At 50.0% G+C, this 15,124-nt stretch carries 12 protein-coding genes and 1 rRNA gene; 9 read left to right on the forward strand and 4 right to left on the reverse strand.

Annotated elements, in window-relative coordinates:
• The first annotated feature begins 145 nt into the window (after positions 1-145).
• Positions 146-1,138: an aspartate--ammonia ligase gene (gene asnA / locus IX31_RS17740; protein ID WP_034460709.1), complete on the forward strand. Its 993-nt coding sequence runs from the start codon at positions 146-148 to the stop codon at positions 1,136-1,138.
• Positions 1,139-1,141: 3 nt separating this feature from the next.
• Here the strand turns inward: asnA and viaA are convergent, their stop codons facing one another.
• Both viaA and ravA read right to left on the reverse strand, forming a co-directional pair.
• Positions 1,142-2,593, reverse strand: coding sequence for an ATPase RavA stimulator ViaA (gene viaA, locus IX31_RS17745; RefSeq protein WP_034460710.1), 1,452 nt, complete (start codon positions 2,591-2,593; stop codon positions 1,142-1,144).
• On the reverse strand, positions 2,593-4,086 hold the full coding sequence (ravA, locus tag IX31_RS17750) for an ATPase RavA (protein ID WP_034460767.1): 1,494 nt from the start codon (positions 4,084-4,086) through the stop codon (positions 2,593-2,595). Before ravA ends, viaA begins: the two co-directional genes overlap by 1 nt.
• Before the next feature lie 227 nt (positions 4,087-4,313).
• On the opposite strand from ravA, the gene kup reads away from it, so the two are divergent.
• The 7 genes from kup (at position 4,314) to rbsR (ending at position 12,193) form a co-directional block, all read left to right on the forward strand.
• A complete protein-coding gene (gene kup, locus IX31_RS17755; RefSeq protein ID WP_034460711.1) occupies positions 4,314-6,182 on the forward strand; it encodes a low affinity potassium transporter Kup in 1,869 nt (622 codons plus the stop codon).
• 194 nt (positions 6,183-6,376) lie between these two features.
• Positions 6,377-6,796, forward strand: coding sequence for a D-ribose pyranase (rbsD, locus tag IX31_RS17760; RefSeq protein WP_034460712.1), 420 nt, complete (start codon positions 6,377-6,379; stop codon positions 6,794-6,796).
• Positions 6,797-6,803: 7 nt separating this feature from the next.
• The gene (rbsA, locus tag IX31_RS17765) at positions 6,804-8,318 is read left to right on the forward strand and encodes a ribose ABC transporter ATP-binding protein RbsA (RefSeq protein ID WP_034460713.1); all 1,515 of its coding nucleotides are present in this window, start codon (positions 6,804-6,806) and stop codon (positions 8,316-8,318) included.
• Entirely contained in the window at positions 8,315-9,280 is a 966-nt protein-coding gene (gene rbsC / locus IX31_RS17770; RefSeq protein WP_034460715.1) for a ribose ABC transporter permease, read from the forward strand. Before rbsA ends, rbsC begins: the two co-directional genes overlap by 4 nt.
• A gap of 28 nt (positions 9,281-9,308) precedes the next feature.
• Positions 9,309-10,196 carry a ribose ABC transporter substrate-binding protein RbsB gene (rbsB, locus tag IX31_RS17775; RefSeq protein ID WP_034460716.1) on the forward strand — a complete coding sequence of 296 codons (888 nt, stop codon included), beginning with the start codon at positions 9,309-9,311 and terminating at the stop codon, positions 10,194-10,196.
• A gap of 71 nt (positions 10,197-10,267) precedes the next feature.
• The gene (rbsK, locus tag IX31_RS17780) at positions 10,268-11,197 is read left to right on the forward strand and encodes a ribokinase (RefSeq protein ID WP_034460718.1); all 930 of its coding nucleotides are present in this window, start codon (positions 10,268-10,270) and stop codon (positions 11,195-11,197) included.
• Between the two features lie 3 nt (positions 11,198-11,200).
• Positions 11,201-12,193 (forward strand): ribose operon transcriptional repressor RbsR, encoded by a 993-nt coding sequence (rbsR, locus tag IX31_RS17785; protein ID WP_034460720.1) that lies wholly within the window; start codon positions 11,201-11,203, stop codon positions 12,191-12,193.
• Here rbsR and mdtD read toward each other — a convergent pair.
• Together mdtD and IX31_RS17795 are read right to left on the reverse strand one after the other, a co-directional pair.
• A complete protein-coding gene (mdtD, locus tag IX31_RS17790) occupies positions 12,190-13,572 on the reverse strand; it encodes a multidrug transporter subunit MdtD (RefSeq protein WP_034460722.1) in 1,383 nt (460 codons plus the stop codon). The two genes, rbsR and mdtD, sit on opposite strands and share 4 nt — an antisense overlap.
• A gap of 42 nt (positions 13,573-13,614) precedes the next feature.
• Positions 13,615-14,313: a FadR/GntR family transcriptional regulator gene (locus tag IX31_RS17795; protein WP_034460724.1), complete on the reverse strand. Its 699-nt coding sequence runs from the start codon at positions 14,311-14,313 to the stop codon at positions 13,615-13,617.
• A gap of 500 nt (positions 14,314-14,813) precedes the next feature.
• Between IX31_RS17795 and IX31_RS17800 the strand changes: the two genes are divergently transcribed.
• Positions 14,814-15,124 (forward strand): 16S ribosomal RNA (locus IX31_RS17800); the annotation flags it as partial.

The following is a 15,124-nucleotide window of genomic DNA, read 5'->3' on the forward strand; positions in this document are numbered from 1 at the left end:
ATGATTAGTAACGATAGTTCAGATTTTATAGCCTTAAATTAGTCGATTGAAAACCAGTAGGGCTTTTTTATTGTTGATTATTGAATGTTATGCCGGGTTTGTTGCTTAATCATCGTCAGTAAAACAACACAATAAAGAGAAAACCATGAAAACTGCCTACATCGCTAAACAACGCCAGATTAGTTTTGTTAAGTCCCACTTCTCACGTCAACTGGAAGAAAAGCTTGGTTTGATGGAAGTCCAGGCTCCAATTCTCAGTCGCGTGGGTGATGGTACTCAAGACAATCTGTCTGGTTGCGAAAAGGCGGTGCAGGTGAAGGTGAAAACCTTGCCTGATGCGCAGTTTGAAGTGGTGCATTCGCTGGCTAAATGGAAAAGAAAAACACTCGGCCAGCATGACTTCAGCGCGGGCGAAGGGCTTTACACGCACATGAAAGCTCTTCGCCCCGATGAAGACCGTTTGACTCCGATCCACTCTGTATATGTCGATCAGTGGGATTGGGAACGCGTTATGGGTGAAGGAGAACGTCATCTCGGTACGCTTAAACAAACTGTAGAAAGCATTTGGGGGGCAATGAAAGCCACAGAAGCCGCAGTGAGCGAGCAGTACGGTTTGACACCTTTCCTGCCTGAACAAATCCACTTTGTTCATAGCGAAGAGTTACAACAGCGTTTCCCTGAGCTTGATGCAAAAGGGCGTGAGCGTGCGATTGCCAAAGAGCTGGGCGCAGTGTTCCTGATTGGTATCGGCGGTAAGTTGGCTGACGGGAAACGTCATGATGTTCGTGCACCGGATTACGATGACTGGTCAACCGCCAGCCAGGGTGATTTCAAAGGGTTGAACGGTGACATTATGGTGTGGAACCCGATCCTTGAAGATGCATTTGAGCTCTCTTCTATGGGTATCCGTGTTGATGCTGAAGCTTTAAAACGCCAGTTGGCTGTTACCGGTGATGAAGATCGTCTGCAACTTGAGTGGCACCAGTCATTGCTTAAAGGTGAAATGCCGCAAACTATTGGTGGTGGTATTGGTCAGTCTCGCCTTGTGATGCTGATGCTGCAACAGCCGCACATTGGTCAGGTGCAGTGCGGCGTGTGGCCTTCTGAAGTCCACGCTAAGGTCACGTCACTGTTGTAAGAATTAACGCCGCCAGCGACGCAGCAGGCGGCTACGCATCCCGGTATCGAAGCGCCATATATGATCAAATATGCGCATGATGCCGGGCTTGCCATGCCCCGACATGGCGACGGCATGAAAACGATGCAAGTGTTTACGCTGCAGATCCTTCACTTGCGTGACGACCTCATCTGGCAGGCGTTGAGCAATAAAGTCAGAAATCACTACCGCATCGGCATCAAACCATTCACTTCCCTGCATTTTTTCTGCAATTGCCCTAAAGCAACTGGCGAGATCGGTACCACCACGAAAACGCTGGCTCAGAAAACGGATCGCTTGCTCGATACCATCTGCGCCACAAACTTCATAGCGCACCACTTCGCTGGAAAACAGCATAATGAAGCAGCGGCGGTTATCCGCCAGGGCCACGCGCATCAGTGCGAGGCAAAACGCTTTGGCGCATTGTTCGTTAAAACCGCCCATGGAACCGGAAGTATCAACGCAGACAATAAACGGTCCGCGTGGTTGTTCGTCAAAATCCTGGTGAACAACAGGGCGCTCAACAATTTTCTCGCGCCAGGAATCACCATGTAACCGATACGTCAGCAGCTGCTTTTCCACCAGCCGCCGATAGAACTCAAATTCCAGCTCACTAATGCCAAGTGTTGCCAACTCTGGCGGTAATAACCGCAAAATGTCATCGCTACGCTGAAGCCCGTCAACCTGCTCTGGCACCGTTGCAGGTTCACGCACCAGCATGCGCCAGGTTTCGGTGGGGGCATCTTTTTTAGGTACCGCTTTTGCTTCTTTAGAGCGACCAAGCTGCTCGGCCAGTTTGAGCAATTCAGGCTGGCTGGCAAGAAAATCGCCATACTGAACGATAAGCTGATAATCCCCACGTTTAAGCGACCCGGCACTCATATCCCACAGACGCCCTGCGGCGTTATCACTGTCGACTAAAACCGGTTCTAGCTGGCCACTCAATGCCAGACGCTGCTGCACTTCAGCGAGCAACTGGTCACGCTCGTCTTCCAGTAATTGTTGGTTAAGTGATGTGGTCTGAACCACCAGGCTCAGACGCCAGCGTTGCAGAAACAACGTTTGTTGGGCAGGTGTCAGTCGAGGTGTTCCAGCCACCAGCTTCTGGGCCTGCCCGAAGAATGGAGAATCAACACTCTCCAGCAGGCGTAAGATATCTGGAAGCTTTGCGGATAGTTGGTTTGTGGTGAGCAGTTGGCTCTCCTGATAACACATGACTTCCAGGGTTAGCTCTTGCGGTACGTTGGTGTCGTGCAGTCGCGCTTTGAGCAATTCGCGCCAACGAGGAATATCTTTAGTTACCGCGTTTTTCATGCGTGGGAATTTTTCAAAAAACACCGCCAACTGAGGCGCTGCCAACAGTGCGACAATAATTCCTTCTATTAGCTCACCCTCGCTAATCGCGAGGATCACATCAAGAGCTTCAACGCTTAACATTAGTGGCGTGCCTGTTTAATCTGTTCCGCAACGTCTTGCAGGCTGGCTTCAATTTTCCCAAGCCATTCGTTGTGGATGAACAAACATTTTTGCTGATCGTTAAAACGTTCATGTTGCTGGTGGAGTGTGGCTTCGAGAGAGTCGAATTGCTGTTTGATCTCATCCGGCATCCCTTCTTGCTGTTTGCCCGGCAGCAGCAGACGCGTACCTTGCAGGCTTATATCGCGCAGAACCAGATGCTGGCTTGCATCGATTTCCATATTCAAGACCTGGGCAAAACCAATACCGTTGAGTTTGCCACGCAACTCCCCTCCTTTTATTAGCCACTGGGCACAAGCATCGCGGGAAATAGAGACGTGGATAACTTCGATATCGTGCAGTTTCAGCGGCTGCTGGAGTAATAACGTCAGCGTTTCCCCGGTTAGTGAATCAGGCAACTGATACTGTGGACGACGGCTAAACATGCCGCCTTGTTTGGTTACGGTGATTGCTTCACGGTCACTGTGTTGCTGCTGTAATTGAATACGGTGCTGAATAATGGCACCCAATTTACTGAGCATCGCATTTTGCTGCCAGGCGTGCCCGGTCATCAATATTTCCAACTGTTGCTGCATCAAATTCATCGCTGCATGATCGTGCCACAGGCAATCTTTTAGCAGGATCAAATCAATCGGGGCGACAGCATTGCGGCCACTAAAGAAGGCACTGGCTTGTAGGAGGCGAATGGCTTTCTTCCAACGGCGGTCAGAAACATAAGGTGCCCCTGAAGCATTATCGAGTTGCTGGCGTAAGGTGAAGATCAGTTCAAATACATTATCAGGAAGTACCACGGTGCCAATTTCCTGCTGCCATTTGAAATACTCATCGTCAGTGACTTGCAGGCTTTCGGGAACCGGGTTGTCGTTCTCATCATGTTGGCTGACGAGCATTGAGCGGAAATTGCCTTTATCCTGCACCTTGTCGAGCCACAGGCGAATCAACATACGGTCATATAACGCTTCCAGGCTGCTATCTGCTTCCGGGAGTTCGTTGGAGGCCGCCACCAGCAAACGCATTGGGATTTTTTCTTCGCTTGCCCCATTACGGAAACGGCGTTCATTTATTGCAGTCAGCAGAGTATTCAGAATGGCTGGGCCTGCTTTCCAGATTTCATCAAGAAAGACGATTTCAGCTTCTGGCAAATACCCGGCAGTGAGGCGTTCATAGCGGCCTTCATCTTTTAAAGCCTGAATGGAAAGCGGACCAAATACCTCTTCAGGGGTGGAGAAACGCGTCATCAGGTATTCAAAAGCGCGCGCATGCTGGAATGCAAACTTCAGTCGGCGGGCAATCAAACTCTTGGCTATACCTGGAGGGCCAAGTAAGAAAACACTTTCACCGCTTAGCGCTGCCAGCAGGCAAAGTCGTACTGCATGTTGGCGTTCAAACAATCCTTTTTCCAGTGCCTGGCTAAGCCGTGAAATTCTTTCAGCCAATAAATGTGATTGAGCCATAATTAGCATTGCATCCTTACGCGGTATAAAACTCATTGAGTACAGCGAGTATATCGTTCATCTATATTATCGTTAATGGATTGATGAACGGCTCTTTTTTCCCTGACATAAGTTAAGCCTGTTGTATTTAGGGGTACGATTTACTTCATTATCGTGCATACTGTGCGCCTTTTTGTGGGCCAAGGGACTAAGCACACGCTTTCAGGATTCCAACAAAAGATTAGTCTATGAGCGCTGATAATAAACAATCATTGCCTGCGATAACGCTGGCTGCAATTGGGGTGGTATACGGTGATATCGGTACTAGCCCGCTTTATACCCTTCGTGAATGTCTGTCTGGTCAATTTGGGTTTGGCGTAGAACGTGATGCCGTATTTGGCTTTTTATCTTTAATTTTCTGGTTATTGATCTTAGTCGTCTCTGTTAAATATCTCACTTTTGTCATGCGTGCTGATAACGCCGGCGAAGGCGGGATTTTGACGCTAATGTCTTTGGCTGGGCGTAATACTTCGGCGAGAATGACGTCGGTGCTGGTGATCATGGGATTGATCGGCGGCAGCTTCTTCTATGGCGAGGTAGTCATCACCCCGGCAATATCGGTTATGTCGGCCATCGAAGGGCTTGAGATAGCCGCGCCGCAGCTTGACGCCTATATCGTTCCGTTATCGATAGTCGTGCTGACACTGCTGTTTATGATTCAGAAACATGGTACCGGCATGGTGGGCAAACTCTTTGCTCCTGTCATGATGCTGTGGTTCCTGGTGCTGGCGGTGTTAGGTGCACGCAGTATTATTGCCAACCCGGAAGTGCTTCATGCATTGAATCCGGCTTGGGCGGTGCACTTCTTTATCGAATACAAAACGGTTTCATTCTTTGCACTCGGTGCAGTAGTGCTTTCAATTACCGGGGTTGAAGCGCTGTATGCGGATATGGGCCATTTCGGTAAGTTGCCGATTCGTATTGCGTGGTTCTCGGTGGTTTTGCCGTCACTGGTGCTGAACTATTTCGGCCAGGGCGCACTGCTGCTCAAAACTCCGGAAGCTATAAAGAACCCATTCTTCTTGCTGGCTCCAGACTGGGCGCTGATACCGCTGATGATTCTGGCAACACTGGCAACGGTTATCGCCTCTCAGGCGGTTATCTCGGGCGTGTTCTCGCTGACTCGTCAGGCTGTCCGCCTGGGTTATCTGTCACCAATGCGCATTATCCACACCTCGGAAATGGAGTCCGGGCAGATTTATGTGCCAGCAATTAACTGGCTCCTCTATATCTCTGTGGTGATTGTGATTGTGAGCTTTGAGCACTCCAGTAACCTGGCGGCGGCTTACGGCATCGCGGTAACGGGTACGATGGTGCTGACGTCCATCCTTTGTTGTACTGTCGCCACCAAAAACTGGCACTGGAACAAAATTGCCGTACTGCTGATGGGCTTTGCTTTCCTGTGCATCGACATCCCACTGTTCTCAGCAAACGTGGTCAAAATCTTCTCCGGTGGTTGGCTGCCGCTGTGCCTGGCGCTGGTGATGTTTATCATCATGACCACCTGGAAAAGCGAGCGTTTCCGCCTGCTGCGTCGTATGCATGAGCACGGAAATTCACTTGAAGCAATGATTGCCTCTCTGGAAAAATCGCCACCGGTGCGCGTGCCGGGTACAGCGGTTTATATGTCCCGTGCGCTGAACGTGATTCCTTTTGCGATGCTTCACAACCTCAAGCACAACAAAGTGCTGCATGAGCGTGTGGTACTGCTGACGTTGCGAACTGAAGATGCACCGTACGTTCATAATGTACGTCGTGTTTCTATCGAACAACTTTCACCGACGTTCTGGCGCGTGGTTGCAAGTTACGGCTGGCGCGAAACGCCAAATGTGGAAGAGGTGTTCCATCGCTGTGGCCTTGAAGGGTTAAGTTGTCGAATGATGGAGACATCGTTCTTTATGTCGCATGAATCACTGATCATCGGTAAACGCCCATGGTATCTGAGACTGCGCGGCAAACTGTTCCTCGCTCTGCAACGCAACGCCTTGCGTGCACCTGACCAATTTGAAATCCCACCAAACCGGGTTATCGAGTTAGGAACTCAGGTCGAGATTTAACGTTAACGCCTCTTCAATCGAAGGGGCGTTTTTTTTGTTAGCTTGACTGTGCTCGCTCTCATTTCCTTCGCAATGAAACAATTCAGCGAAACGTTTCGATAGCGATCACATTTTCGTTACGAGCTGGTTGTTTTCCCATCACTAGATTTCCTACACTTTACCTCAGCGAAACGTTTCGCTAGTGGAGTAAGAAAATGAAGAAAGGCACCGTTCTCAACGCTGATATCTCGTCCGTTATTTCCCGTCTTGGCCACACCGACACGCTGGTGATTGGCGATGCCGGATTGCCCATTCCGCGCAATACACCGCGTATAGATTTGGCACTGACTCACGGCGTACCGGGTTTTATGCAGGTCGTTGAAGTCGTAACGCAAGAGATGCAGGTTGAAACTGCGATCTTAGCTTCGGAAATTAAACAACATAATCCCCAACTCCATGAAACGTTGCTCAAGCACATCGAGCAACTGCAACAACACCAGGGAAACACCATTTCTATTCGTTACATTAGTCATGAGCAGTTCAAGCTTCACACCGCTGATAGCCAGGCGGTTATTCGCAGCGGGGAGTGTTCCCCGTATGCGAATATCATTCTTTGTGCTGGCGTAACTTTCTGAGGCCGGTATGGAACCGTTACTGCAATTAAAAGGGATCGATAAAGCGTTCCCGGGAGTGAAAGCTCTTTCTGGTGCTGCGCTGAATGTGTACGCAGGGCGCGTAATGGCGCTGGTGGGTGAAAACGGCGCGGGCAAGTCCACCATGATGAAAGTGCTGACCGGCATTTATCAACGCGATGCGGGTTCGCTATTATGGCTTGGCAAAGAAACCACCTTTAATGGCCCGAAATCCTCACAGGAAGCGGGCATCGGTATTATTCATCAGGAACTCAACCTGATTCCGCAGCTAAGCATTGCGGAAAACATCTTCCTTGGCCGTGAATTCGTAAACCGTTTCGGCAAAATTGATTGGAAAACGATGTATGCCGAGGCAGATAAATTACTCGCTAAGCTCAACCTGCGCTTCAACAGCCAGAAGCTGGTGGGTGATTTGTCGATCGGCGATCAGCAGATGGTCGAAATTGCCAAGGTTCTGAGCTTTGAGTCGAAAGTCATTGTGATGGATGAGCCAACCGATGCTTTGACCGATACCGAAACAGACTCTTTATTCCGCGTGATCCGCGAGCTGAAAGCCCAGGGACGCGGCATCGTCTATATCTCCCATCGCATGAAAGAGATCTTTGAGATTTGCGATGACGTCACTGTTTTCCGCGACGGCCAGTTTATTGCCGAGCGCGAAGTGGTGACGCTGAGCGAAGATACGCTGATTGAAATGATGGTCGGCCGCAAACTCGAAGATCAATACCCACGGCTGGATAAACAACCGGGCGAAACGCGCCTGCGCGTAGATAACCTTTCTGGACCAGGCGTGCATGACGTCAGTTTCACTTTGCGCAAAGGTGAGATTCTTGGTGTTGCCGGTTTAATGGGCGCGGGTCGCACTGAATTAATGAAAGTGCTGTATGGCGCACTGCCGCGTACCGGTGGTTATGTGGCGCTTGATGGCCGTGAAGTGGTGACGCGTTCACCGCAAGATGGTCTGGCAAACGGTATTGTTTATATTTCGGAAGACCGTAAGCGTGATGGGCTGGTGCTCGGCATGTCAGTGAAAGAGAACATGTCGCTGACCGCACTGCGCTACTTCAGCCATAACGCGGGTCGCCTGAAACATAAAGATGAACAGCAAGCGGTGCAGGACTTTATCCGTTTGTTCAACGTGAAAACCCCATCAATGGAACAGCCGATTGGCCTGCTTTCAGGTGGTAATCAACAAAAAGTGGCGATTGCCCGTGGCCTGATGACTCGCCCGAAAGTGTTGATTCTTGATGAGCCAACGCGTGGCGTTGACGTTGGGGCCAAAAAAGAAATTTATCAGTTAATCAATCAGTTCAAAGCCGATGGGTTAAGCATCATCCTTGTTTCGTCGGAAATGCCGGAAGTCCTCGGTATGAGCGACCGAATTATGGTGATGCACGAAGGGCATCTCGGCGGGGAATTTACCCGTGAAGAGGCCACCCAAGAAATACTTATGGCGGCGGCCGTCGGCAAGTTAAATCGCGTGAATCAGGAGTCTGTAAAATGAGTACCCAGTCTATTTCGACACGTCGCTGGTTCACTAAAGCGTGGCTATTGGAGCAAAAATCACTTATCGCACTACTTGTGTTGATTGCTGTTGTCTCGAGCCTTAGCCCTAACTTCTTCACTGTAAATAACCTGTTCAATATCCTGCAACAAACCTCCGTAAACGCCATTATGGCGGTCGGGATGACGCTGGTCATTTTGACTTCCGGGATCGACCTGTCCGTTGGTTCTTTACTGGCGCTGACCGGAGCTGTGGCGGCCTCGATTGTTGGTTTAGAAGTGAATGCCCTGGTGGCTATTGCCGGGGCACTGGCATTGGGTGCCGCAATCGGGGCTGTAACAGGGGTGATTGTTGCTAAAGGGCGGGTGCAGGCGTTTATTGCCACGCTGGTGATGATGCTTTTGTTGCGTGGTGTGACGATGGTGTACACCAACGGGAGTCCAGTAAACACCGGGTTCTCTGATAACGCAGATCTGTTTGGCTGGTTTGGTATTGGCCGCCCGCTGGGGATCCCAACGCCTGTATGGATCATGGGTATCGTTTTCCTGGCTGCATGGTACATGCTGCATCACACTCGCCTGGGTCGTTATATCTATGCGCTGGGCGGTAACGAAGCTGCGACTTGTTTGTCCGGTATCAGCGTTAACAAAGTCAAAATTATTGTTTACTCACTTTGCGGTTTGCTGGCGTCATTGGCCGGGATCATCGAAGTGGCGCGTCTTTCTTCAGCGCAACCGACAGCGGGTACTGGCTATGAGCTAGATGCTATCGCGGCGGTGGTTCTGGGCGGCACAAGCCTTGCTGGCGGGAAAGGGCGAATCGTTGGGACGCTGATCGGTGCGCTGATCTTAGGCTTCCTGAATAACGGGCTGAATTTATTAGGTGTTTCTTCTTATTACCAGATGATCGTCAAAGCAGTGGTTATTTTACTGGCGGTGCTGGTGGACAACAAAAAACAGTAACAATCATAACCCTACAGGACATCTGACTATGAATATGAAAAAGCTGGCTACTCTGGTTTCCGCTGTTGCACTGAGCGCCACGGTCAGCGCCAACGCGATGGCTAAAGACACTATCGCGCTGGTCGTTTCCACGTTGAATAACCCGTTCTTCGTTTCACTGAAAGACGGAGCACAAAAAGAAGCAGATAAACTGGGCTACAACCTGATTGTGCTGGATTCGCAAAACAACCCGGCTAAAGAGCTGGCAAACGTGCAGGACTTAACGGTTCGCGGCACCAAGCTGATGCTTATCAACCCAACCGATTCCGACGCCGTGGGCAATGCGGTGAAAATGGCGAACCAGGCTAAAATCCCTGTGATTACCCTCGACCGTATGGCGAATCAGGGTACCGTGGTCAGCCACATCGCTTCCGATAACGTTGCTGGTGGGAAAATGGCGGGTGACTTCATCGCTAAGAAATTAGGTGAAGGCGCGAAAGTTATTGAATTGCAGGGTATTGCGGGGGCATCAGCTGCCCGTGAACGCGGTGAAGGCTTCAAACAAGCGACTGCTGCACACAAATTTACCGTTCTGGCGAGCCAGCCTGCGGACTTTGACCGTACTAAGGGTTTGAACGTTATGCAGAACCTGCTGACCGCACATCCTGACGTGCAGGCAGTATTTGCTCAGAACGATGAAATGGCACTGGGCGCTCTGCGTGCACTGCAAACTGCTGGTAAATCTGACGTTCTGGTCGTTGGCTTCGACGGCACCGCTGACGGCGTGAAAGCCGTAGAAAGTGGCAAGCTAGGCGCTACTGTTGCGCAGATGGCTGACCAGATTGGCGTTATTGGTGTAGAAACGGCAGACAAAGTATTGAAAGGCGAAAAAGTCGACTCCAAGATCCCGGTTGACCTGAAGCTGGTTACTAAATAAGACAATAATAGAAAAGCAGGGCACCGCGCCACTCCGTCTCCCGGAGTGGCGCACTTAACTGGACACAAAAAATGAAAACTAAAGGCAATCTCGTCGTCCTGGGCAGCATTAACGCTGACCATATCCTTAACCTCGAACATTTCCCGACGCCGGGCGAAACGGTTACCGGGCAAGAGTATCAGGTGGCGTTTGGCGGGAAGGGCGCGAACCAGGCCGTTGCTGCAGGACGCAGCGGTGCAGACATTGCCTTTATTGCCTGCGTGGGCGACGACGATACCGGAAGCCGCGTCTGCAAACAGTTAGTCAGCGACAAAATCGACACATCCCCAATCAGCACAATTAAAGATGCCTCAACGGGCGTTGCGCTGATCTTCGTTAATAGCGCCGGGGAAAATGTTATTGGTATTCACGCCGGAGCGAACGCGGCATTAACGCCAGCGCTTGTGGCAGAACATCAGCAGAAAATCGCAGACGCTTCGGCACTGTTAATGCAGCTTGAGTCACCGCTGGAAAGTGTGCTGGCCGCGGCAAAAGTTGCTCATCAGCATCAAACCAAAGTTATTCTCAATCCCGCACCTGCCTGTGAGCTTTCTGACGAGCTGCTTGGGCTGGTGGATATGATCACGCCAAATGAAACCGAAGCGGAAAAACTGACAGGCGTGCGCGTCGAAAATGATGACGATGCAGCAAAGGCTTCTCAGGTGCTTCATGCGAAAGGTATTGAAACCGTCATTATTACACTCGGTAGCCGTGGTGTTTGGCTGAGTGAAAACGGCAAAGGGCAGCGAGTTCCTGGTTTTAAGGTAAAAGCAGTAGATACTATCGCTGCGGGCGATACCTTTAACGGGGCGTTGGTTACCGCATTACTGGAAAGTAAGCCGATGAATGAAGCGATTCGTTTTGCACATGCGGCCGCCGCTATTGCCGTGACTCGTAAAGGTGCGCAACCTTCCGTGCCATGGCGTCATGAAATTGACGAGTTTTTGCAACAGCAAGGATAATTCATGGCCACCATGAAAGACGTCGCGAAAATGGCGGGGGTTTCAACTTCTACCGTTTCGCACGTCATTAATAAAGATCGTTTCGTAAGTGATGCTATTCGCGAAAGAGTGGATGCGGCAATTAAAACGCTTAACTACGCCCCTTCTGCTTTAGCTCGCAGCCTCAAACTCAATCAAACACACACTATTGGTATGTTAATTACCGCCAGTAGTAACCCGTTTTATTCTGAACTGGTGCGAGGCGTTGAGCGAAGTTGCTTTGAGCGTGGATACAGCCTGGTGCTTTGCAATACCGATGGTGATGAGCAGCGCATGAACCGTAACCTGGAGACATTGCTGCAAAAGCGTGTCGACGGACTTTTGCTATTGTGCACCGAAACACACCTTCCTTCTCCAGATATTATGAGTCGCTATCCTTCTATTCCTACAGTGATGATGGACTGGTCTCCTTTTGATGGAGAAAGCGATGTCATCCAGGATAACTCTCTGCTTGGCGGCGAGACGGCAACGCAACACCTTATTGATAATAGTTACACCCGTATCGCTTGTATCACTGGCCCGCAAGATAAAACCCCGGCGCGCTTACGCCTTGAGGGTTATCGCAATGCAATGAACCGAGCAGGGCTTGAGATTCATGAAGGCTATGAAATTATCGGTGACTTTGAGTTTCAGGGCGGCTTCACAGCCATGAATTTGCTTCTTGCATTGGACGAGCCACCTCATGCCGTTTTCACCGGCAACGATGCAATGGCTGTTGGGGCTTATCACGCTTTGTATCAGGCTGGACTGAAGGTTCCGCAGGATATGGCCGTTGTAGGTTATGACGATATAGAACTGGCGCGCTATATGACGCCACCACTCACCACTATTCATCAGCCTAAAGATGAACTAGGTGAGCTGGCCGTTGATGTACTGATACATCGAATGGCTCAGCCCACGTTGGATAAACAGCGCCTGTTTCTGACGCCTGAACTGGTGGTGCGTGGTTCAGCCTAGCGTTTAATCATGTTGCGCCCATCTTTCGGGCGTAACAGTAGGAACACGAGAGCGGAAACGAGCGTCACCGCGCCCATCGTCAGGAATGTATAGTGGAACTGTTCGACAGTATTAATACTCTCGATACCTTCATATAGACGAAGTACTGCAGCACTTACCGCAACGCCAAGGCTAATTGCCAGTTGCTGCGTTACAGCCAGCACACTATTGCCACTACTGGCATTTTCATCGGTAAGATCGGCAAGCGTAATGGTGTTCATTGCGGTGAACTGCGTGGACATTGCCATCCCCAGAATAAACAGTGGCAAAATGAGTAGCCACACTTCCATCCCCGGCGATTGCAGTGAGAATTGTCCAATCAGCAAACCGATAACCAGCGTCACTCCCACTAATGTTTTCCTGTAACCAAGCTTACGCAATACCTGTGTCACAGTGGATTTTGCCAACAGTGAACCAATAGCAGTCGGTGCCATCATGCAGCCTGCGATCAACGCCGAATAGCCAAAACCAACCTGTAGCATTAAAGGCATCAGGAACGGTACACAACCGGTTCCCAGGCGCGAGGCGAGATTCCCGACAATACCTATAGAGAAGGTTCTGGTGCGAAACATCGGAAGGGCGATCAGTGGTGTTGGATGTCTGCGAGCGTGCCATATATAAGCTGCCAGCAAAGCAAGCCCGCCCAGGATAGTCAGAATGCCTATATAGCTGGCAACGATACGCTCACCAAATAGCTCCATCCCACTTGAGATCAGTACCAGACTTAAACCAAATAGAAGAAAGCCGGTCATATCGAAGCCGCGGCGTGGGGTTGTAAAATTCGGCATGTATTTTCGCGCGTAGATAAGCCCGAGAATACCGATAGGTATATTAATGAGGAAGATCCAGTGCCAGCTTGCCCAGGTAACTAATACACCGCCGAGCAATGGGCCAAGAATTGGGCCAACAAGCCCTGGCATGGTTACAAAGTTTAAAACTGGCAAGAGTTCGCTGCGCGGATAGGCTCGTAGTAATGCTAAGCGGGCGACCGGCATCATCATCGCCCCGCCAATACCCTGTATTACGCGGAAAATAACCAACTCACCAAGTGAGTTTGACATTGCACAGGCAAAGGAGCCGAGAGTGAACAGGGAAACCGCGAACATGAACACACGCCGCGTGCCAAAGCGGTCGGCAAGCCAACCGCTGACGGGTATTAGCATTGCGACGGTGAGGGTGTAACTAATAATCGCAGATTGCATTGCCAGTGGCGATCGCCCAAGACTATGGGCGATTGCGGGTAATGCGGTGTTGAGAATTGTGGCATCCAGCGCCTGCATAAAGAAGGCCATTGCCGCAATCCACGGTAAGCCGGCCATACTGCGAGCTGTTTTGGTCATTTTTATCCTGATGTTTTAAGGCAACCAGGAAAATGTGTGTCCTTACCTTTGAGCTATGGGTTCTTTTAACAATGCCTGACCTGCAATTAGCGCGGCCTGGCTGTCGCTCTGGGTAATGGCATCCACAATTGCCTGGTGCAAATCGAGCTTAATAACTTCGTTATCTGTTATTGCGGTAAAGTAATTGTAATAAATAGAACGGAATAAGTTAGCGAAAGAACAAAGGAAAGGGTTACCACTCATTGCATAGATTTGTTCATGGTACGCCATATCGACTTCTATCCAACGCTGGCGGTCAAACGCGCCTTTCAGCGTTACCATTTCTGCCATCATCTTGTTGAGAAATGCTTTCTGCTCCTGGGTACCATTAATGGCGGCCATGGCACAGGCTTGTGGTTCCAGGCTATTACGCATAACAAGGAAGTAATCCACCACATCATTAAAGTTCTCTTCTGTCATCCACCACGTGAGCAACTCCTTATCAAGGAAGTTCCAGTGACTACGAGGCATAACTCGAGTACCAATACGCGGGCGAGGTAGAACCATTCCTTTTGCTGTTAATGTCTTTACTGCTTCTCGTACGGCTGTGCGGCTAACACCGAAGATCTCACCCAATTCGATTTCGCCAGGCAGTATGCTGCCCGCTTCGTACTCACCTCGAAGAATGCGTTGCGCAAGTTTTTCCGCAAGAACATAGGAAAGGTTCTTTTGTGCCGCGAGTTGTTGTGCAGATAAAGACATAAATGCAATTCCTTTAGCGTTGTTTCTATTAGTAGTATGCCACCAGGTATCCTTTCCTGATGCTTAAAACAGCAAATATCCCGTGTTACAGCTATTTCGCAGTGCTTTTGGCGAAAAAAAAGACGCTTGGTAATCTTTTTGCAATAAACACTTGTCACCTTCCAGAAAATCCCTATACTGCGCCTCCACTGACACGGCACAACGGCTTACAAACCGGCTGGTTAGTTGGAGAAAAGCGCGAAATAATCGCTTGACTCTGAAAGAGGAAAGCGTAATATACGCCACCTCGAGTTAGCAAGCGAAAGCGCGCAACTCACTGCTCTTTAACAATTTATCAGACAATCTGTGTGGGCACTCGCAGGATTGATATCTCAGATACCTTCGGGTATCACAAAAAATATCAAGTCTTGAAGAGTGACCAAGCAGTAATTCATTTAGTTGAATTATTACGAAAGTTAATTTTTGAGCACCGCTTCACGAGTTGAAGCAAATCAAGCTTTTAATTGAAGAGTTTGATCATGGCTCAGATTGAACGCTGGCGGCAGGCCTAACACATGCAAGTCGAGCGGTAGCACAGGGAGCTTGCTCCTGGGTGACGAGCGGCGGACGGGTGAGTAATGTCTGGGAAACTGCCTGATGGAGGGGGATAACTACTGGAAACGGTAGCTAATACCGCATAACGTCTTCGGACCAAAGAGGGGGACCTTCGGGCCTCTTGCCATCAGATGTGCCCAGATGGGATTAGCTAGTAGGTGAGGTAATGGCTCACCTAGGCGACGATCCCTAGCTGGTCTGAGAGGATGACCAGCCA

Source organism: Buttiauxella noackiae, assembly GCF_000737905.1.
Classification (GTDB): Bacteria; Pseudomonadota; Gammaproteobacteria; order Enterobacterales; family Enterobacteriaceae; genus Buttiauxella; species Buttiauxella noackiae.

Coding starts and splice junctions, on each gene's coding strand:
- kup (WP_034460711.1), top strand. CDS start 4,314: ATGAGCGCTGATAATAAACAATCATTGCCTGCGATAACGCTGGCTGCA.
- ravA (WP_034460767.1), bottom strand. CDS start 4,086: ATGGCTCAATCACATTTATTGGCTGAAAGAATTTCACGGCTTAGCCAG.
- asnA (WP_034460709.1), top strand. CDS start 146: ATGAAAACTGCCTACATCGCTAAACAACGCCAGATTAGTTTTGTTAAG.
- rbsR (WP_034460720.1), top strand. CDS start 11,201: ATGGCCACCATGAAAGACGTCGCGAAAATGGCGGGGGTTTCAACTTCT.
- rbsK (WP_034460718.1), top strand. CDS start 10,268: ATGAAAACTAAAGGCAATCTCGTCGTCCTGGGCAGCATTAACGCTGAC.
- mdtD (WP_034460722.1), bottom strand. CDS start 13,572: ATGACCAAAACAGCTCGCAGTATGGCCGGCTTACCGTGGATTGCGGCA.
- rbsB (WP_034460716.1), top strand. CDS start 9,309: ATGAATATGAAAAAGCTGGCTACTCTGGTTTCCGCTGTTGCACTGAGC.
- rbsD (WP_034460712.1), top strand. CDS start 6,377: ATGAAGAAAGGCACCGTTCTCAACGCTGATATCTCGTCCGTTATTTCC.
- rbsC (WP_034460715.1), top strand. CDS start 8,315: ATGAGTACCCAGTCTATTTCGACACGTCGCTGGTTCACTAAAGCGTGG.
- IX31_RS17795 (WP_034460724.1), bottom strand. CDS start 14,313: ATGTCTTTATCTGCACAACAACTCGCGGCACAAAAGAACCTTTCCTAT.
- rbsA (WP_034460713.1), top strand. CDS start 6,804: ATGGAACCGTTACTGCAATTAAAAGGGATCGATAAAGCGTTCCCGGGA.
- viaA (WP_034460710.1), bottom strand. CDS start 2,593: ATGTTAAGCGTTGAAGCTCTTGATGTGATCCTCGCGATTAGCGAGGGT.